The organism is Burkholderia sp. 28_3 (genome assembly GCF_003253915.1).
Lineage (GTDB): Bacteria > Pseudomonadota > Gammaproteobacteria > Burkholderiales > Burkholderiaceae > Burkholderia > Burkholderia cenocepacia.
In genome coordinates this window covers 296968-316613 of record NZ_QKZF01000003.1, presented here as the reverse complement: position 1 = coordinate 316613, position 19646 = coordinate 296968, and the positions used below count along the sequence as shown (strand labels likewise).

Below are 19646 nucleotides of genomic sequence, written 5' to 3'. Positions count from 1 at the left end.
ATGTCGGATCGCAGCGGTCAGGCGGCCGACGACGATTCTATGACGCTTCGCGCGGGCCTGCGACACGGAATCGCCCGTCAAGCATTGTCAAATCGCCGCGATATCACGATGCCTGACGTTTCACGCGGCGTCGAAGGCTGTCATGCCACGGTCGATTGAGTATCCTTGGATGCGATTCGCGGTACTCACGCAATCACAACCGGGAGGCTTTACATGAATGCACGTCTTTACCGCGCGACCGTTGCCGGCGCGCTGATCGGATTGCTCGCGCCGTTTTCGGTCGCCCACGCGCAACTGGGCGACGTCCTGAAACAGGTCGGCGGGGGCGGTGATTCCGGCGGCAGCGCGGGCGGGGCGCTCGGCAACCTCGGCGGCCTCGGCGGCGCGCTGACGGGCGGCGGCGGTGCGTCGCTGATGCCGGGCAGCACGGGCAACGTCGCGGGCCTGCTGCAGTTCTGCATCCAGAACAACTATCTCGGCGGCGCGACCGGCGGCGGCGCGGCGTCGGTGAAGGACGCGCTGATCGGCAAGCTCGGCGGCAACGCGTCCGCGTCGTCCGACAGTGGCTATACGAGCGGTGCGAGCGGGATTCTCGACGCAGGCAACGGCAGCAAGCTCGACCTGAGCGGCGGCGGCCTGAAGCAGCAGGTGACCAAGCAGATCTGCGACAAGGTGCTCACGCAGGCCAAGTCGCTGCTGTAAACGCATCGGCACGCGTTGCGCGTGCCGGCGCCGGGGCGGCGCACATGCGCCGTGCCCCGGCAGTCATTCCGGCCGTGACGTTCGTCACGGCGAACAGCGCGTATCCCGTCAGGCGATGCCGCGGCCCGGGCGCGGGCACGGTCCGCGCGGCTCAATCGGCCAGCCGCTTGTCCGCGAGCGCCTTGCAGCAGTCTTCGTACACCCATTGCACGAGTTTGGCCCGATAGTCGAGATCGTCGGTATCGACGATTTCCTCGACCGCGTCGCGCGCCCACGACGCGTCGACGAACCCCGCATGCCGCTTCGCGATGTCCTGCGCGAGCGCTGCGAGCCTGGCGACCGACAGCCAGTCGGCCTGGCGGTGATGGCGGTCGAGCCAGCGGTGCGCGGCCTGCACCTGGAACGCGGCGTCCGGCCATGATTCGTTGAGGTAAAACGCGCCGAGGTTGCCGCAGGTGAGCCAGCAAAGCAGCTCCAGGCGGTCTTGCGAGCCGAGGGTATGGGATGCGTCGGACATGGCAGCGCTCACGAAGTGCGTCGATTCCGGGCGGCGCCGGCCGCAATGGGCCGATGCCGATATCAAAAACATAGCACGATGCGGGCCCGGCCGCGCACCCGGGCGGATGCTGACGTGGCGGCGACCCGACGGATGCCGCGCCGGCCGTGTGCGGCGGGCGGCGGAGCACCGGCGCGACGGGGCGACGGTCCTTTCGAATCGCTGTCATTCGTCACACCCGTCACCGAAACGCTCGCTAGAATGGCGGCTTCCCTGGAGGCGGAACACGATGAAAATCTACGACCAGTTCTACATCGACGGCGCATGGCGCAAACCGGCCGGCACCGGCACGATCGACGTGATCGACTCGGGCACCGAAGCCGTGATCGGCCGGATTCCCGAGGGCGTCGCGTCCGACGCACAGGAGGCGATCCGCGCGGCGCGCGCGGCCTTCGACGCGTGGGCGGCCACGCCGGCCGCGACGCGCGCGGGTTATCTGCGCAAGATCGTCGAGCATCTGCAGGCGCGCAGCGAGGAACTCGCGCAGTCGATCACCGGCGAAGTCGGCATGCCGATCAAGCTGTCGCGCGCGATCCAGGTCGGCGGCCCGATCTACAACTGGAAGGCGTACGCGAAGCTCGCCGAATCGTTCGAATTCGAGGCCCGGGTCGGCAATTCGCTGGTGGTGCGCGAGCCGGTCGGCGTCGTCGCGGCGATCACGCCGTGGAACTACCCGCTCAACCAGATCACGCTGAAGGTCGCGCCGGCGCTCGCGGCCGGCTGCACGGTGGTGCTGAAGTCGTCCGAAGTCGCGCCGCTCAACGCGTTCATGCTCGCCGAAGCGATCCACGAGGCCGGGCTGCCGGCCGGCGTGTTCAACCTCGTGTGCGGGTATGGCCCGGTCGTCGGCGAGGTGTTGGCGACCGACCCGGACGTCGACATGGTGTCGTTCACCGGCTCGACGCGCGCGGGCAAGCGCGTGGCCGAACTGGCGGCCGCGGGCGTCAAGCGCGTCGCGCTGGAGCTCGGCGGCAAGTCGGCATCGGTGATCCTCGACGACGCCGATTTCGCGACGGCGGTGAAGGGCACCGTCAACGCGTGCTACCTGAACGCCGGCCAGACCTGCTCCGCGCATACGCGGATGCTGGTGCCGGAAGCCCGCTACGACGAAGCGCGCGAGATCGCGAAGGCCGTGGCCGAAACGTACGTCGCGGGCGACCCGCGGCAGGAGGCGACGCGCCTCGGCGCGCTGGCGTCGGCCGTGCAGCAGCAGCGCGTGCAGGCGTACATCCAGCGCGGGATCGACGAAGGCGCGGAACTCGTGACGGGCGGCACCGGGTTGCCGGAAGGGCTCGCGAAGGGCTTCTTCGTGAAGCCGACCGTGTTCGGCCGCGTCGATCCGAAATCGACGATCGCGCAGGAAGAGATCTTCGGGCCGGTGCTGTCGATCATCACGTATCGCGATGAAGACGAAGCCGTGCGGATCGCGAACGATTCGCCGTACGGGCTCGGCGGCGCGGTGTGGGCCGGCAGCGACGAACGCGCGATGCGCGTTGCGCGCCGCATCCGCACCGGGCAGGTCGACATCAACGGCGGCACGTGGAACGGCGCCGCGCCGTTCGGCGGCTTCAAGCAGTCCGGGCACGGCCGCGAGAACGGCGTGTACGGGCTCGAAGAGTATCTCGAATACAAGTCGATGCAGTTGAAGCCGGCCAAGCCGGCCTGAGCGCCGCGCGCGGCCCGAACCGGAGACGGCACGTTCGCGTGCCGTTTTTTTATTGACGGCCGTCAAGGTGCGCGGCGGTGGATCGTCGATCATCGCGGTTCCGATGTTCCGACGAGGTTTCAGATGACCGTACGCACTTCCTTTCCGCCGCTGACGATTCGCGGCCGCACCTTGCTGCCCGTCGTGCAGGGCGGCATGGGCGTCGGCATCTCCGCGCACCGGCTGGCGGGCAGCGTCGCGCGCGAAGGCGCGGTCGGCACGATCGCGAGCATCGACCTGCGCCACCATCACGCGGATTTGCTCGAGCGTTGCCGCGCGCAACCCGATCGCGCGACGCTCGAAACGGCGAACCTCGACGCGCTCGCGCGCGAGATTCGTCTCGCGAAAACGTACAGCGAAGGGCGCGGGATGATCGCGGTCAACGTGATGAAGGCGGTGAGCGCGCATGCGGACTACGTGCGGGTCGCGTGCGACGAGGGCGCCGACGCGATCGTGATGGGCGCGGGTCTGCCGCTCGACTTGCCCGACCTCACGCACGGGCACGACATCGCGCTGATCCCGATCCTGTCGGACAGCCGCGGGATCGCGCTGGTGCTGAAGAAGTGGATGAAGAAGGGGCGCCTGCCCGACGCGATCGTGATCGAGCATCCGGCGCACGCGGGCGGCCACCTCGGCGTTACGCAGATCGACGACATGCACGACGCTCGTTTCGATTTCGCGCGCGTGCTCGACGAGACCGCGCAGGTGATGGCGTCGCTCGGCATCGCCCGCGACACGATCCCGCTGATCGTGGCCGGCGGGATCAACAGTCACGATACGGTGCGCGCGGCGTTCGCGGCGGGCGCGGACGGCGTGCAGGTCGGGACGCCGTTCGCGGTGACCGAGGAAGGCGATGCGCATCCGCATTTCAAGCGCGTGCTCGCCGATGCGACGCCCGACGACATCGTCGAATTCGTCAGCGTGACGGGGCTGCCGGCACGCGCGGTGAAGACGCCGTGGCTCGATCGTTACCTGCGCAACGAGACACGCATTCGCACCAAGCTCGGCGCGCTGAAGCAGCGCTGCCCGACCGCGCTCGAATGCCTGAGCGTATGCGGCTTGCGCGACGGCATCGAGAAATTCGGCCACTTCTGCATCGATACGCGGCTCGCGGCCGCGCTGCGCGGCGATGTCGCGAACGGGCTGTTCTTCCGCGGCCGGGAGGCGTTGCCGTTCGGCCGCGCGATCCGCAGTGTGCGCGATCTGCTCGACCTGCTGCTGACTGGCAGTGCGACCGAGCCTGCGGCAAACCGTCCCACGTTTACGCTGGCTTGACCAATATCAAGATGACGAAAAGACCCTACAGGGAGAATGGAAACCATTCTTTGGGGGTCCGTACCATGCATAAAACGATTCGAACTTGTGTCACCGCTGCCGCCGTCGCGGCCACCATCGCGATGCCGTCGCTGTCGCACGCGGCGTCGCCGGGCGACGGCATCCATCAGGGTGACGTACTGGTTCGGCTTCGCGCGATCAGCATCCAGCCGAACGAGCGCGCGAGCGATACGCTCGGCGCGATCAACACGGGCGTGAACAACGCGATCGTGCCCGAGCTCGACTTCACGTACATGATCCGCGACTACCTCGGCGTCGAGCTGATCCTCGGCACGTCGCGGCATCAGTTGACGTCGAGTCTCGGCAATCTCGGCGGCGTGGGCGTGCTGCCGCCGACACTGCTGCTGCAGTATCACTTCAACCATGCGGGCAAGGTGCGCCCGTACGTCGGCGCCGGGTTGAACTACACGTATTTCTACAACAACGGGCTCAACGTCGGCGGTGAGGGCGTGTCGATCAACAAGAGCAGCTTCGGCCCCGCGCTGCAGTTCGGCGTGGACGTGCAGCTGACGAAGAAGGTGTTCATGAACGTCGACGTGAAGAAGATCTGGATGAGCACCGATGCGACGCTGGGCGACAAGGGCATCGGCACGCTGCACATCGATCCGCTGATCGTCGGCGTGGGCGTCGGGATGAAGTTCTAGACGCGACGGAACAAGAACAGAGTTGGGGTTGGCGGCATGGCGGTCGGCATGCCGCTTTTTTTATGTGCGGGCGTCGCGGGCGGTATCGGGCTCCGGCTCCGGCTCGCAGCGCGCGTCGGCCCGCTCGTAGTAGCGCGTCGTGACGGGCGGCTGGTCCGGCAGTGCGATCGTCAGCCGACAGTGCTGGCCGTTCGGCAGCACGACGCGCAGCGGCATGCTCAACTGCGCGCCCGCGAGCAGCAGCTTGCCCGCGCTCGCGGATACGGTCACGAACCGGTCGTCGTCGTCGATGACGGTCGACAGCACCGGCAACGCCGCGCCGTTCGCTTGCGTCACGGTCAGCAACACGCGCCGCGTCGTCTCGACGGCGAATTCGACACGGCTCACCGAGCCGCGACCTGCTTCGACGGTCTGCATGCCGTTCTTCAGATCGATATTGCGCGGCAGGTCTTTCGTCCTGATCCGGATGAAGGTTTGCGCGTATGCGGGCAGCGACGCGATGACGGCCCGGCCGCGCCGATCGGTCCAGACCGGGCCGGACGGCGTCGCGAGTTCGATGCCCGGCTGTTCGCCGACGCGCGCGAGCGCGAACGTGTCGCGAATCGCATACGGCGACAGCATGCCGGCGCCATCGATCCACGCGAGCGCGCCGCGCAGGTTGACGCTGAGCATCGAGCGGCCGGCGCCGAACACGCCCACGTTGACGGTGGCGCGCGCATGGTTCGGCGTCGCGCTGACGCTCGCGCGGATCGACGGCGACCGGCTCGCGGTGTCGTAGTCGGCCGCGACGCTGTAGTGGCCGGTACGGCCGAACGTGTCGGCGTAGCGTGCGCCGGAACGCACCGCATGGCCGTCGAGGTTCGCATAGGTGCCGACGTTGCGACGGCCGATCGGCACGCTCATGTTCACGTAGACCTGGGTGCCGCCCGCGCCGCGGCTGCCGAGCGTGCGGTTCACGTTCAGCGCGACCGATGCGCGTCCGAACGGACGCGTCCACGTGCCGGACACGCGCTGCAGCGCGGGGCCGTCGAACAGCCCGACGCGCGTGTAGTCGAACGACAGCGCGCCGAGTGCGCGATCGTGCCAGCCGAGTGTGGTCGCGAACTGGGTATGCGAGGGTGGCGTGAAGGCGTCCAGCGACCGGACGGCGTCGGTCAGCTCCCGGTATCCGGGCGTGCGTCGCACGAACGACAGACTGGCGCGCAGCGCCGTGTCGAGCGTGTTCGCCAATGCGATGCGGGCCTGGGTGCCGCGTCGGGCGGCGGTGCGGCTGACGTCGATGCCGACGGCCGCACCGAGCCCGGCAAGCGGCGCGAATTCGACGCGCGCGGCGCCCGACTGCAACGGCGACGACGCGAGGATGCCGGCGCTCAGCCGCGCACGCTGCCGGATCTGCCAGCCGCGCGTGGCGGTCGCGAGCCACGGCGCTTGCGCGTATCCGTCGTTCTGCAGGCGGCCGACGGCGATCGCCAGCCCTTGCGCCGCCGCGAGCCCGGCGCCGGGCAGCGACGCGCCCGGCACGACGAAGTGCTGAACGCCGCCGGTTGCCTCGACCACCGTCACGTCGAGATCCGCGGCGCCGCTGACGAGCGGCAGGTCGCCCAGCGAAAACGGTCCGGGCGGCACCTGCGACGCGTGGATCAGCACGCCGAGCTGGCGCACCTCCACGCGTGCCTGCGTCCGAGCGATCCCGGTCACCCGGGCAGCGGCGCCGGGCGCGGCGGCCAGCGCTTCGTCGGGAAACGTCTGCACGCCGAACATCCGGCCCACCGTGAACAGCGTCGATTGCGGAACGATCTGCCCGGCCTGCAGCGTCGTGCCGCGCGCGGCGAAGGTGCGCTGCGCGTAAGCCGCCTGATGCTCGACGCCCACGCGGCCGTCCACCGATGTGACGATCTGGCTGCTGCGCACGATCCAGTCCGATGCGTTGAATCCGGCCTCGGTCGAGGCCTGCCAGTACTGCGACGTGCCGGCCTGATTGCGTGTCGTCATCGCAAGCACGTCGTAGTTGACCAGGCCGGCGAGACCGCCGCGTGCGAACGTATCCGGCGTGCGCGGGCGCGTATCGAGGGCGTCGGCCGGTACGACGAAATCGATCGCGCCGTCGGCCGGGCGCAACGTGACGATCGCCTGCGGATACGCGCGCCGGTAATCGTGGCAGGCGGTCGCGTCGCGGAACGTGTCGGGCGCGATGAGGCCGGCCGCACGCAACAGCTCGGGCGTGACGCACAGGTTGCCGTCGGTGTCGAAACGCGCATCGGCACGGCCGGCGCGCCGGCCGTTGACCGTCAGCCGGACGGCCGAGAGACCCGGCATGAAGCGCGGTGCGTGCGCGAAATAGCGGCTGGTCGTGGCGTCGATACCGTGCTCGCGCAACGCGCCTGCGTCGAATTCGAGCGCGTCGGTCGACGGGTGTGCGGGGCCGGCCGGCGCGGCGCACGGCGCGCTGCCCGCGCCGACGTACAGCCCGAGCGCGAGCAGTGCGTTTCGGCGATGAGCGGTGCGCGACATGGACGGTCCGAAAACGATGCCGTGCGGTCTACCGGTGCGAGGCCGCATCGGCCGCACGGGGCGCGAGCGCCGCGTCGTAGTGATCGACCGAGTAGCCATAGACGGTGGCCGGGAAGATTCGTACCTGTTCGAGCGTTGCGGGACGCTCGGCGAGCGCGATCCGGCGGGTTTGCCCGGCCAGCACGTACGGCGCCGGCAGCGACACGATCTGCCGGGTCGGAAGCAGCTGCACTTTCTGTTCGAGGCGTACCACGTAGCGACTGTCGTTGCGCACGACCAGTTCGCCGCCTTCGACCGACCACTTCAACAACGTCCACGGTGCGTCGTTGCGCGCGAGATCGCGCGGCTGGATCAGCACGGGCAGGTTCTGGCGGATGATCGTCCGGATCTCGTTGCGGCCCGGACGCTGCGGCGGAATGCCCGAGAACGACGCGCGGGCGAGGCGCTGTGTGGCGAGCGGTGCGTCGCTGGCGAGGACGAACCGGACGAGCTGCACCGCACCGCCTTCGACTCGCGCGATCGGCGGGGTCACGACCACGAGCACGGCGTCGTCTTCGGGAATCGGTTCGATCGTCGTATGCAGCAGCGTCGGGTGATCGTCGGTGTTCTTGACCGAGATCGTGCCTTCGCCGTCGGCTTCGTCGACGATCACGACCGACGTTTCGGGCACGACGCCCATCGCGTGAACGGCGGCCGGGCCGAGCAGGCAACCGGCGAGCAGGGCGAGCGGGAAAAACCGCGGGAAATGGAGGGCTGGGAGGGTCATGGAACCGGCTGGCTGTTGGCGCAAGCGTGTGTCGCGCCGCCGCTTCGTGAAGCGGCGGCGCGGTCGACGCCTGTCAGGCGATCGAGTCAATCAATGGCACGACGCGTACCGGCATTACAGGTACACGAGGGACACGGTGGCGAGGCCGTCGAGATTGATTTCCTGGCTGAGGTCGAGATTCGACGTCTTGTCGATCGCGGCCTGCACGTCGAGCGTGCCGGAGAACACCTTCGCCGCGACCGGCACGGTCTGGCCTTTCTTGGCCCACGATTCGTAGCCGCCGGTGTTGTCGACCACGCCGTCGGAAGCCGTCCAGGTGGTGCCCTTGGTGCTCGAATAAATCGAATCGACGGCCGCGCCGTCGGCCTGGAACGAATTCTTCCGGAAACGGAATGCAAAGCCGCCGATATTCTTGCCGCTGGCCGTGCCGAGGCCGAATTGAACATTATCCGATTTCGACATGCCGAAGAAATTGATATTGCCGGAAAGGGCGCCGGTGCCGGCGCGATTATCCTGCGCCGTCAATGCGACGCGCGCGGCGGCGTCGCAGGTGATCGTGATCGAATCCGACAGGATCGCGAGCAGCGTGGGCGCGGTCGGGCTGAGTTGGGCCGAGCCGATCAGCCCGTAATCGAACGTGCCGCCGCCGGCCAGCGTCGGCGTGCACGCGCCGGGCTTGACCGTGCCGGTGACCTTGACGTCGAACGTGTCGGCGAAAGCCGCGGTGGTGCCCCATGCGAGCAGGCCTGCAATCACGAGGCGCGAGGCCTGGTTCGTCATCTTAACGAATTTCATCTGGACGTGTTCCTGGTGGCAATCCGGAATGCCGAAAATGGATTCGGCGATCCGGGTTTGTCTGGATTAATGAAATGAAACTTGCTCGCGGTTATTTCCGATGAGCGGAGGAAATTTATCAACTCGATTTCCGAAAAGAAATCGGACTTGTACAAATTTTCGAGGATATTTTTTATGAGATTTCCAGTTTTGGTCGGGAGGGGAATTCGATTTTCGTGCGGAAAACCGGTGTTTTAATTGTTAAGAATGTCAGATTAGATATTTTTAAACTTCGGCGACGATGAAGCGATATGGAATCGACGTGCGCCGACGATGTTGACGAACGAAGTGCCCAACGGTTCGCACCGAGCGGTCGGCATTGGCGGCTCGGGACGGCGGACGCGTGACGTCATTGCGGACGTCGCGTACGTCGGCAGCGGGAAGAGCGGGGAGAGAGGGAAGGTGTCGCGTCGGTGCGCGGCGGTGTAACAGCGAAGGCGGGCAGGGAGGCTGGCCGGATGAAGTCGGCCGGGGGGCGAGCGAGCGGCGTGTGAGCGGACGGCGCTGCCCGATCGTTCGCATCGCGTCGGCCTGCGCCGACGCGGGACGCTTTACAGCTTGTCGTACTGGAAGCGCATCGCGGTGCCTTCGCGCGTGATGCGTTCCCACACCGCGCGCTTTTCGTCGTCGCTCAGGAACACCCAGTTCGACACTTCGGCGGCCGTGCGGCCGCAGCCCTTGCAGACTTCGTCGAAGAGCGTCGAGCACACGCCGATGCAGGGGCTGTCGGGGAGGTCGTGAAGATTGGAGGCCATCGGGAGGGTTCGCGCAGTTGAATCGTCAGCCGCCATTTTAATGCATCGCGGCGGCCCGGCCGGACGCTCGCGCCGGCATGCTGTCCCGGCGCGGCAGCGGGACAGTACGGCCGGGCGTTGCCTGCGGGCGCCGGGCGGGCACGCCGGGCATGCGAACGCGGGTTCGCCGCTGTCCGTTTTTCCGGGTGGACAGCCGTCGATTACCCGATAGAATTCCCCCGGAACGCCCCGCCGCGCGGGCGGCCCGACGGGCCGGCGGCGGTAATCTGTTCCGTTTGCGCGACACCGGCATGATTTTTTTGTGACGGGGCGCGAATGATGGTAGTTTTCGGGGTTTTCGAGGGGCGGCGCGCCCGAATGCGCCGCCATGACGAGGCAGACGGCAGCCGGGCAGTGCGTCCGGCCGGAGGGAGAACGGGATGAAAGCAAAGGTAGTGGGCCGGTTCGCAGCGCTCGCGCTGTGCGTGGGTGCATCGGCGGCAGCGGCGAAGGATACGCAGCTCAATGTCTATAACTGGTCGGACTACATTGCGAAGGACACGATCCCGAACTTCGAGAAGCAGACGGGCGTCAAGGTCCGCTACGACAACTACGACAGCGACGACACGCTGCAGGCGAAGCTGCTGACCGGCAGCTCGGGCTACGACATCGTCGTGCCGACCAGCAACTACGCGGGCAAGCAGATCGCCGCCGGCATCTTCGCGCCGCTCGACAAGTCGAAGCTGCCGAACCTCAAGTACCTCGATCCGCAACTGATGGCGCTCGTCGCCGGCGCGGACCCGGGCAACAAGTACTCGGTGCCCTGGGCGTACGGTACGACCGGCCTCGCATACAACCTGACGAAGGCGCAGCAGGCGCTCGGCAAGGTGCCGCTCGACAACTGGGACATCCTGTTCAAGCCGGAAAACCTCGCGAAGCTGAAGACCTGCGGCGTGTCGGTGCTCGACGCGCCCGACCAGATGTTCGCGGCGACGCTGCACTACATCGGCAAGGATCCGATGAGCACGAACCCGGCCGACTACAAGGCCGCGATGGACGTGCTGAAGAAGATCCGTCCGTACATCACGCAATTCAACTCGTCGGGCTACATCAACGACCTGGTCGGCGGCGACATCTGCTTCGCGTTCGGCTGGTCGGGCGACGTCGTGATCGCGAAGCATCGCGCGATCGAGGCGAAGAAGCCGTACAAGGTCGAGTACTACATTCCTAAGGGCGGCGCGCCGGTGTGGTTCGACGTGATGGCGATCCCGAAGGATGCGAAGAACAAGGAAGCCGCGCTGCAGTGGATCAACTACATCGAGGATCCGAAGGTGCACGCGGCGATCACCAACGCGGTGTACTACCCGAGCGCCAATGCCGAGGCACGCAAGTACGTGCGGCCCGACGTCGCGAACGACCCGGCCGTCTACCCGCCGGCCGACGTCGTGAAGACGCTGTTCCTGCTCAAGCCGCTGCCGCCTGAAATCCAGCGTCTGCAGACGCGTCTGTGGACCGAGCTGAAGTCGGGCCGCTGACGCGAGCCGAAGTGAATCAGCAGTCATGAAGCCCCTGGTGCCCCCGGGGGCTTTGTTCGTCTAACGCAGGAGAGAAGCAGCACATCATGAATAGCCAGTCGGGCGCGCCGGTCGCGGGCGCGCCGTTCTCCGTTTCCTCCTCCGGCGCCGATGCGCGCGCCGAGAACTTTGTCCAGATCGTCGACGTCGTCAAGAAATTCGGCGACACCGAAGCCGTGCGCAGCGTCAACCTGACCGTGCGCCAGGGCGAGCTGTTCGCGCTGCTCGGCAGCTCGGGCTGCGGCAAGTCGACGTTGCTGCGGATGCTCGCGGGCCTCGAGACGGTCACGTCGGGCAAGATCCTGATCGACGGCGAGGACCTCGCGCAGATGCCGCCGTACAAGCGGCCCGTGAACATGATGTTCCAGTCGTATGCGCTGTTCCCGCACATGTCGGTCGAGTCGAACGTCGCGTTCGGGCTGAAGCAGGAAGGCACGCCGAAGGCCGAGCTGAAGGCGCGCGTCGCGTCCGCGCTCGAACTCGTGCAGATGGGCAAGTATGCGAAGCGCAAGCCGCATCAACTCTCCGGCGGCCAGCAGCAGCGCGTCGCGCTCGCGCGTTCGCTGGTCAAGCGCCCGAAGCTGCTGCTGCTCGACGAGCCGATGTCCGCGCTCGACAAGCAGATCCGCCAGCGCACGCAGATCGAGCTCGTCAACATCCTGAACAAGGTCGGCGTCACCTGCATCATGGTCACGCACGATCAGGAAGAGGCGATGACGATGGCGAACCGCCTCGCGGTGATGAGCGAAGGCCAGATCGTCCAGATCGGCTCGCCGAACGAAGTGTACGAATACCCGAACAGCCGCTTCTCGGCCGAATTCATCGGCTCGACGAACCTGTTCGACGGCGTGACGGTCGAGGACGAACCCGATCACGTGTACATCGAATCGCCGGAACTGCCGAGCCGGCTGTACGTGAGCCATGGCATCTCCGGCCCGCTCGGGATGCCGGTCACGGTGTCGGTGCGCCCCGAGCGGATCGCGCTCACGCGCAAGCCGCCCGAAGGCGCGTTCAACTGGGCGCGCGGCCGGATCAGCAACGTCGCGTACATGGGCGGCTATTCGCTGTATCACGTGAAGCTCGATGGCGGCAAGACGGTGATCGCGAACGTGTCGAGCCTCGCGATTTCGGAACTCGACACGCCGGCGCTCGGCGACGAGATCTACGTGCGCTGGAGCGCGACCGCCGGCGTGGTGCTGACGTCATGAACGCGTTCAAGTCCCTGCTCGAGTGGCCGGTGCGGCGCTTCAACCTGACGGGCGCGACGGCGGTCGTCGCCGGGCCGTTCACGTGGCTCGTGCTGTTCTTCCTCGTGCCGTTCGTGCTGGTCGTGAAGATCAGCTTCGCGGAGCTGCAGCTCGGCATCCCGCCGTATACGGAGCTTGCGTCGTACGCGGACGGCGTCGTGCACATCGCGCTGAACCTGTCGCACTACGCGTTCCTGTTCACGGACAGCCTGTATTTCGCGACCTACGTGAACTCGGTGTGGGTCGCCGCGATCACGACGCTGCTGTGCCTGCTGCTCGGCTATCCGATGGCGTACTACATCGCGCGCTCGAACCCGGCCACCCGCAACCTGCTGATGATGGGCGTGATGCTGCCGTTCTGGACGTCGTTCCTGATCCGCGTGTATGCGTGGATCGGCATCCTGAAGAACAACGGCCTGCTGAACAACTTCCTGATGTGGATCGGGCTCACGCATACGCCGATCGAGCTGTACCGCACCAACTACGCCGTATACATCGGGATGGTGTATTCGTACCTGCCGTTCCTCGTGATGCCGCTCTACGCGCACCTCGTGAAGATGGACCTGCGCCTGCTCGAAGCCGCGTACGACCTCGGCGCGAAACCGTGGAAGGCGTTCGTGCAGATCACGCTGCCGCTGTCGAAGAACGGGATCATCGCGGGCTGCCTGCTGGTGTTCATCCCGGCGGTCGGCGAGTACGTGATTCCGGAGCTGCTTGGCGGCGCGAATACGCTGATGATCGGCCGCGTGATGTGGAACGAGTTCTTCAACAACGCGGACTGGCCGATGGCGTCGGCCGTGACCTGTGCGATGGTGTTGCTGCTGCTCGTGCCGATGGCGATGTTCCAGCACTTCCAGGCGAAGGAACAGGGGGGGCGTCGATGAAGCCGAATCGCTACCTGCAGTTCGCGGCGCTGTTCGTCGGCTTTGCGTTCCTGTACGTCCCGATCATCAGCCTGATCGTCTATTCGTTCAACGAGTCGAAGCTCGTCACCGTGTGGTCGGGCTTCTCGTTCCGCTGGTACGCGGCGCTCGCCGAGGACGACGAGCTGCTGACGGCCGCGTGGCTGTCGCTGAAGATCGGCGTGCTGACCGCGTTCGCGTCGGTGTTCATCGGCACGTGGGCCGGCTTCGTGCTCGCGCGGATGGGGCGCTTTCGCGGCTTCGCGCTGTTCAGCGGGATGATCAACGCGCCGCTCGTGATTCCCGAGGTGATCCAGGGGATCTCGCTGCTGCTGCTGTTCATCGAGCTCGCGAAGTGGATCGGCTGGCCGGCCGAGCGCGGCGTGTTCACGATCTGGCTCGGCCACGTGATGCTGTGCATCTCGTACGTCGCGATCATCGTGCAGTCGCGCGTGCGCGAGCTGAACCCGTCGCTGGAAGAGGCCGCGCTCGATCTCGGCGCGACGCCGCTGAAGGTGTTCTTCACGATCACGCTGCCGCTGATCTCGCAGGCGCTGATCGCCGGCTGGCTGCTGTCGTTCACGCTGTCGATCGACGACCTCGTGCTGTCGGCGTTCCTGTCGGGCCCCGGCTCGACGACGTTGCCGCTCGTCGTGTTCTCGCGCGTGCGCCTCGGGCTGAACCCGGAGATGAACGCGCTCGCGACGCTGTTCATCATCGCGGTGACGGCCGGCGTCGTGATCGCGAACTTCGTGATGCTGCGTCAGGAACGCAAGCGGATGGCGGGGTTCGCGGCCTGACGCGCCGATTGCGGCCGTTATGAAAAACGCCCGGTGCCGACGACGAGTCGGCCCGGGCGTTTCGTTTTGGCGGCGCGTGACGTCGCCTGGGTTTATCCGCCGAACGCAGCCTTGGCCAGCAGCCCGAGCGCGACGCACACGAGCACGGCCGCGAAACCGGCCTGCACGTGCCGCGCGGCGAGGTGGCGCGACGCGCCGCGGCCGGCGGCCATGCCGAGCGCGGTCGCGACGGTGAACCACAGCGTCACGTCGAGCGGCGCGCGCGTGCCGGACACGAGCGTCGCGAGCATGCCGCCCGTGCCGACCAGCGCGATCACCATCAGCGACGTCGCGACCACCCCGTGCATCGACACGTTCGTGAACTTGCGCAGCATCGGCACGATCACGAAGCCGCCGCCGACGCCGAGCAATCCCGTCATCAGGCCGGTGACCGCGCCGGTCGATGCCAGCGCGATGCCCACGGGCCACGACCACACGAGCCGGCCGGTGTCGGGGTTGATGCGGCCGACGCACAGCGGTGACGCGTCGGCATCCGCCGCGACCCGCCGCAGCGCCTGTCGCAGCAGGCGGCCGGCGACGACCAGCATCGTCAGCGCGAACAGCGTGAGCAGCAGGCGCTGCGGCAGCACGTGCGCGAGCCGCACGCCGAGGGTGGTCAGCGGCACGCCGGCCACCGCCATCAGCAACGCCGCGCGGTAGCGCACGAGCCCGCGGCGAAAGCCTTCGAGCGCACCGAGCGCGGCGCTGCCGGCCACCGCGACGAGCGCGACGGGCGTGGCCTGCTGCATCGGCCAGCTCATCCCGACGACGAGCGCGGGCACCGCGAGAATGCCGCCGCCGGCGCCGGTCAGGCCGAGCACGGCGCCCACGAAGCCGCCGAGTACGAGGGAAATCAGCATGACGTCATCGCGCTCCGGTCAACCTGCGATCGCGGGCTTCGCGAGCCATTCGCGGCCCTTGAGCATCGCCTTCCAGTAGAGCGGCGGCAGCACGCGCTCCTTGAGCAGCCACGCGAGCCGCGACGGGCGCTTGCCGTCGATCAGCCAGGCGGGGAAGGTCGGCGCGACCTTGCCGCCGTACAGGAATTCGGCGAGCACGATCTTGCCGCGCTCGACGGTGAGCGGGCACGAGCCGTAGCCGTCGTAGGCGGCGTCGCCGTGCGCGCGGCCGAGCGACGCGAGCAGATTGTGCGCGACGACGGGCGCCTGCTTGCGGGCGGCCGCGGCGGTTTTCGCATTGGTCGTGTTGGTGACGTCGCCGAGCGCATAGATGTCGGCAAACTGCTTGTGCCGCAGCGTCGCCGGATCGACGTCGATCCAGCCGGCCGCGTCGGCGAGCGGGCTCGCGCGCACGAAGTCGGGCGCCTTCTGCGGCGGCACCACGTGGATCATGTCGAACGACCGCTCGACGGTTTCCTTGCCGCCGTCCGGCAGTGCGCGCGAGAACGTCGCGCGGCGCGCGGGCCCGTCGATCGCGACGAGGTTGTGGCCGAACGACAGCGCGATGTCGTAGCTTTTCACGTACTCCATCAGCGCGGGTACGTAGTCGGCGACGCCGAACAGCGCGCCACCCGCATTCAGGAATTCGACGTTCGCGGCGTCGAGGCGCCCCGTGCGCCGCCAGTGATCGCACGACAGGTACATCGCCTTTTGCGGCGCGCCCGCGCACTTGATCGGCATCGGCGGCTGCGTGAAGAGCGCATTGCCGCCGCGGAACGCGCGCACGAGTTCCCACGTGTACGGCGCGAGATCGTAGCGGTAGTTCGACGTGACGCCGTTGCGGCCGAGCGTGTCGGCGAGGCCGTCGATCGCGTGCCAGTCGAGCTTGAGCCCCGGGCACACGACGAGCTTGCGATAGCCGATGCGCCGGCAGCCGTCGAGCACGACCGCGTGCGCGTCGGGCTCGAAGCCCGCGACCGCGGCGCGGATGCGCTGCACGCCGCGCGGCAGCACGTCGGTCATCGGCCGCGCGGTGGTCCCGGGCTGGAACACGCCCGCGCCGACCATCGTCCAGCCGGGCTGGTAATAGTGGACGTCGGCGGGATCGATCACCGCGATGTCGAGCGACGCGTCGCGCGCGAGCAGGCTCGACGCGACCGCGATGCCGGCGGCACCCGCGCCGACGATCACGATGTCGTGCCGTGCGTCCACGGCGGGCGTGCTCTGGCGGCTGTCCTGCGCGATACGCGATGCAAGGGCGCTCAGGTCGTAGCCGGCCGCGCCGGCGGTGGCGACGAGGTCGTCCAGCGGGCGCAGCCCCGCCTGCGACAGCGCCCACAGCGTGGCCGAGCGCGTGCCGCTGCGGCAGTACGCGAGCACGGGCCCGTCGAGCGACGCGACCAGCGCGCCGAATTGCGCGGCCTGGTCGTCGGTCACCTTGCCGGTATCGACCGGCAGGTAATGCACGTCGATGCCGAGCGGCGCGGCGGCCGCGCGGATCTCTGTGACGGTCGGCTGGTCGGCGCCTTCGCCGTCGGGCCGGTTGCAGATGATCGCGCGGATGCCCGCCGCGTGAAGCGCGGGCAGGTCGGCCGCCGCGATCTGCGGCGAGACCGACAGCGCGTCGGTCAGCTTGCGGATGTTGGTCATGTCGGAGTTCTCGGTGGGGTGCGGGCGCTCAGATCGCGTCGAGCGGAATCTTCAGGTAGCGCACGCCGTTGTTCTCGGGCTCGGGCAGGTGGCCGGCGCGCATGTTGACCTGCACCGACGGCAGCATCAGCACGGGCATGTCGAGCGTCGCGTCGCGCGCGGTGCGCATCGCGACGAAATCGTCCTCGCTCACGCCGTCCTTCACGTGCACGTTCGCGCGGCGCTGCTCGGCGACGGTCGTCACGAACTGCACGTCGCGCCCGCCCGGCTGGTAGTCGTGGCACAGATACAGGCGCGTGTCGGGCGGCAGCGCGAGCACGCGTGCGATCGAGCGGTACAGCGTGCGCGCGTCGCCGCCGGGGAAGTCGCAGCGCGCGGTGCCGTAGTCGGGCATGAACAGCGTGTCGCCGACGAACGCCGCGCGCTGCGTCGCGTCGTCGACGCAGTAGGTCATGCAGGCGGGCGTGTGGCCCGGCGTGTGCAGCGCGCGGATCGTCAGGGCGCCGAGCGCGAGCGTGTCGCCGTCGTCGACGAGCCGGTCGAACTGGCGACCGTCTTGCGCGAAGCCCGGCCCCGCGTTGAACAGCGTGCCGAACACGTGCTGCACGCGGCGCACGTGCGAACCGATCGCGATCTGGCCGCCGACCTGTGCTTTCAGGTACGGCGCGGCCGACAGGTGGTCGGCGTGCACGTGCGTCTCCAGCAGCCAGTGCACGGTCGCGCCGAGTTCGGCGACGCGCGCGATCAGCCGGTCGGCGCTGGCGGTGCGCGTGCGGCCGGATTTCGGATCGTAGTCGAGCACGCTGTCGATCAGCGCGCACGCGCGGCTCGCCGTATCGAGCAGGAGATAGCTGACGGTGTGGGTGGCCGGGTCGAAAAAGCCTTCGACCGACAGGGCGGGGGCGTTGCTCACGGGGTGTCCTCGATCGGGTTCTGCATCTGCAATCGCGATCTTTACCTCAAGAAGCGTGCCAGCCGGCCGCGCGGCGCCGGCCGATGTGGCAGGGACTTGATTCGGCTCGGTTTTTCGGCGCGGTGGCGGCCCGGTGGACGAAACGGCGGCATCTGGTGGCAGACCAGGACTGCCATAACTGGCAGTGTCGTGGCAGAATTGGCAGTCAGCCTGGCAGTCCGTCCGGGCATCCCTTCGCCGAGCGAGCTTCCGCATGCCTCCGCACGACACCATTCCGATCGTTCCCGCACCGCGCCGCGACGCGATGCCGGACGTCCGCGCGCTCGTCGCGTATCTCGAGCAGGACCCGCAGCCGATGATCGTGGTCGATCCCGACTACCGCATCCTCGCGGCGAACGATGCGTACCGGCGCCAGTTCGGTGTAGCCGGCGTCGAGCACGTCGGCCGGCATTGCTTCCAGGTGTCGCATCACTATGACGTGCCGTGCGACCAGGCCGGCGAGCATTGCCCGATGAAGCAGGCGCTCGAGTCGCGCGGGCTGAACCGCGTGCTGCACATCCATCACACGCCGCGCGGCCCCGAACACGTCGACGTCGAGCTGCGGCCGATCTTCGACGCGGACGGCGACGTGATCGCGTACGTGGAGCGGCTGACGACGGTGCGCAGCGCGTCCGCGCAGCCGAGCGCGGAAGGGCTCGTCGGCGGCGCGGACGCGTTCAACGCGGCGCTCGGCGCGCTGCAGCGCGTCGCGCCGTCGACGCTGCCGGTGCTGCTGCTCGGCGAATCGGGCACCGGCAAGGAGCTGTTCGCACGCGCGCTGCACGAGGCGAGCGATCGCGCGATGGGGCCGTTCGTCGTCGTCGATTGCTCCGGGATCGCCGAGACGCTGTTCGAGAGCGAGCTGTTCGGCTACGAGAAGGGCGCGTTCACGGGCGCGAACCAGCGCAAGCCGGGCCTCGTCGAAACCGCGCAGGGCGGCACGCTGTTTCTCGACGAGATCGGCGACGTGCCGTTGCCGATGCAGGTGAAGCTGCTGCGGCTGATCGAATCGGGCACGTTCCGGCGCGTCGGCGGGGTCGAGGCGCTGCGCGCCGATTTCCGGCTCGTCGCGGCCACGCACAAGCCGCTGCGCGAGATGATCGACGACGGCCGGTTCCGGCAGGACCTCTATTACCGGATCAACGCGTTTCCGATTCCGCTGCCGGCACTGCGCGAACGACGGGGCGACGTCGCGCTGCTGGCCGAATCGATCCTGCGGCGGATCGCGAACGCGCGCGGCAACGCGGGCGACGCACATGCGCGGCCGTTCGTGCTGACCGAGCGCGCCCGTGCGTGCCTCGACGCATATGCATGGCCCGGCAACATCCGCGAGCTGCGCAACGTGCTGGAACGTGCGTGCCTGTTCGCCGATGACGGGACGATCCGCGTCGAGCATCTGCCGGCCGAGCTCGTCGCGGCAGCGGCGGCGCCGCAGGCGCAGGCGGCGGACGCGCGCGGCGTGTCGGATGCGGAGCTGGTCCGTATTGCGCGCACGTTCGCCGGCACGCGCAAGGCGCTGGCCGAGCAGCTCGGATTGAGCGAACGGACGCTGTACCGGCGGATGAAGGCGCTCGGCCTCGGCACGCGCGAGCGCTGAACGGGCAGGTCGCGCGCGGCGGGCAGCGGCACGCGGCCTTGCCCCACCCCGACTGGACGGTGCGCTACGACCGGGCCGGCGCTCGGTCCGTTGCGCGCGATACGGGCGGGGCGGTACGAGTCAAACACGCTTCGCGATAAAAAATCACAACGGAACAACAATTAATTATCGTTTTACGATAATTATCGACGTACAATCG

Annotated in this window: 17 protein-coding genes; 9 read left to right on the top strand and 8 right to left on the bottom strand. The window is 68.0% G+C overall.

The features are described 5' to 3' along the window. Positions 1 to 213: 213 nt before the first annotated feature. Positions 214 to 702, top strand: coding sequence for a DUF2501 domain-containing protein (locus tag DFS13_RS09450; RefSeq protein WP_006493163.1), 489 nt, complete (start codon positions 214 to 216; stop codon positions 700 to 702). A gap of 151 nt (positions 703 to 853) precedes the next feature. On the opposite strand, the gene DFS13_RS09445 is transcribed toward DFS13_RS09450, so the two are convergent. Next, a complete protein-coding gene (locus DFS13_RS09445; RefSeq protein WP_006488152.1) occupies positions 854 to 1219 on the bottom strand; it encodes a hypothetical protein in 366 nt (121 codons plus the stop codon). Positions 1220 to 1487: 268 nt separating this feature from the next. On the opposite strand from DFS13_RS09445, the gene DFS13_RS09440 reads away from it, so the two are divergent. From DFS13_RS09440 to DFS13_RS09430, 3 genes are all read left to right on the top strand, one after another. Beyond that, entirely contained in the window at positions 1488 to 2924 is a 1437-nt protein-coding gene (locus DFS13_RS09440) for an aldehyde dehydrogenase family protein (protein WP_111441671.1), read from the top strand. A gap of 123 nt (positions 2925 to 3047) precedes the next feature. Next, positions 3048 to 4238 (top strand): nitronate monooxygenase family protein, encoded by a 1191-nt coding sequence (locus tag DFS13_RS09435; protein ID WP_006497197.1) that lies wholly within the window; start codon positions 3048 to 3050, stop codon positions 4236 to 4238. Positions 4239 to 4303: 65 nt separating this feature from the next. After that, positions 4304 to 4942 carry an OmpW family protein gene (locus tag DFS13_RS09430; protein ID WP_006488120.1) on the top strand — a complete coding sequence of 213 codons (639 nt, stop codon included), beginning with the start codon at positions 4304 to 4306 and terminating at the stop codon, positions 4940 to 4942. A gap of 60 nt (positions 4943 to 5002) precedes the next feature. On the opposite strand, the gene DFS13_RS09425 is transcribed toward DFS13_RS09430, so the two are convergent. The 4 genes from DFS13_RS09425 to DFS13_RS09410 all read right to left on the bottom strand — a co-directional run bounded on the left by DFS13_RS09425 (position 5003) and on the right by DFS13_RS09410 (position 9808). Continuing rightward, positions 5003 to 7453, bottom strand: a complete 2451-nt coding sequence (locus DFS13_RS09425; RefSeq protein ID WP_111441670.1) for a fimbria/pilus outer membrane usher protein — start codon at positions 7451 to 7453, stop codon at positions 5003 to 5005. A 28-nt stretch (positions 7454 to 7481) separates the two neighbouring features. After that, positions 7482 to 8219, bottom strand: coding sequence for a fimbria/pilus chaperone family protein (locus DFS13_RS09420; protein WP_006488154.1), 738 nt, complete (start codon positions 8217 to 8219; stop codon positions 7482 to 7484). Positions 8220 to 8333: 114 nt separating this feature from the next. After that, on the bottom strand, positions 8334 to 9014 hold the full coding sequence (locus tag DFS13_RS09415; RefSeq protein WP_006488135.1) for a DUF1120 domain-containing protein: 681 nt from the start codon (positions 9012 to 9014) through the stop codon (positions 8334 to 8336). Between the two features lie 590 nt (positions 9015 to 9604). Next, entirely contained in the window at positions 9605 to 9808 is a 204-nt protein-coding gene (locus DFS13_RS09410) for a DUF1289 domain-containing protein (RefSeq protein WP_006493160.1), read from the bottom strand. Between the two features lie 419 nt (positions 9809 to 10227). On the opposite strand from DFS13_RS09410, the gene DFS13_RS09405 reads away from it, so the two are divergent. From DFS13_RS09405 to DFS13_RS09390, 4 genes are all read left to right on the top strand, one after another. After that, on the top strand, positions 10228 to 11322 hold the full coding sequence (locus DFS13_RS09405) for a polyamine ABC transporter substrate-binding protein (protein WP_006497200.1): 1095 nt from the start codon (positions 10228 to 10230) through the stop codon (positions 11320 to 11322). Positions 11323 to 11408: 86 nt separating this feature from the next. After that, complete coding sequence (locus tag DFS13_RS09400; RefSeq protein ID WP_006488129.1) at positions 11409 to 12569, top strand: ABC transporter ATP-binding protein; 1161 nt, start codon at positions 11409 to 11411, stop codon at positions 12567 to 12569. Continuing rightward, positions 12566 to 13492: an ABC transporter permease subunit gene (locus tag DFS13_RS09395; RefSeq protein ID WP_006488137.1), complete on the top strand. Its 927-nt coding sequence runs from the start codon at positions 12566 to 12568 to the stop codon at positions 13490 to 13492. The genes DFS13_RS09400 and DFS13_RS09395 overlap by 4 nt, the downstream gene beginning before the upstream one ends. Then, positions 13489 to 14310 (top strand): ABC transporter permease subunit, encoded by an 822-nt coding sequence (locus DFS13_RS09390; protein WP_006497202.1) that lies wholly within the window; start codon positions 13489 to 13491, stop codon positions 14308 to 14310. The genes DFS13_RS09395 and DFS13_RS09390 overlap by 4 nt, the downstream gene beginning before the upstream one ends. A gap of 92 nt (positions 14311 to 14402) precedes the next feature. On the opposite strand, the gene DFS13_RS09385 is transcribed toward DFS13_RS09390, so the two are convergent. The 3 genes from DFS13_RS09385 to DFS13_RS09375 are packed head-to-tail and all read right to left on the bottom strand — an operon-like array spanning position 14403 to position 17811. After that, entirely contained in the window at positions 14403 to 15209 is an 807-nt protein-coding gene (locus DFS13_RS09385; protein WP_111441669.1) for a sulfite exporter TauE/SafE family protein, read from the bottom strand. Between the two features lie 18 nt (positions 15210 to 15227). Beyond that, complete coding sequence (locus DFS13_RS09380; protein WP_060210678.1) at positions 15228 to 16898, bottom strand: bifunctional protein tyrosine phosphatase family protein/NAD(P)/FAD-dependent oxidoreductase; 1671 nt, start codon at positions 16896 to 16898, stop codon at positions 15228 to 15230. Between the two features lie 28 nt (positions 16899 to 16926). Further along, positions 16927 to 17811 (bottom strand): MBL fold metallo-hydrolase, encoded by an 885-nt coding sequence (locus tag DFS13_RS09375; protein WP_062884505.1) that lies wholly within the window; start codon positions 17809 to 17811, stop codon positions 16927 to 16929. A 253-nt stretch (positions 17812 to 18064) separates the two neighbouring features. Between DFS13_RS09375 and DFS13_RS09370 the strand changes: the two genes are divergently transcribed. Further along, positions 18065 to 19447, top strand: a complete 1383-nt coding sequence (locus tag DFS13_RS09370; RefSeq protein ID WP_111441668.1) for a sigma-54-dependent Fis family transcriptional regulator — start codon at positions 18065 to 18067, stop codon at positions 19445 to 19447. The last annotated feature ends 199 nt before the right edge of the window (positions 19448 to 19646 follow it).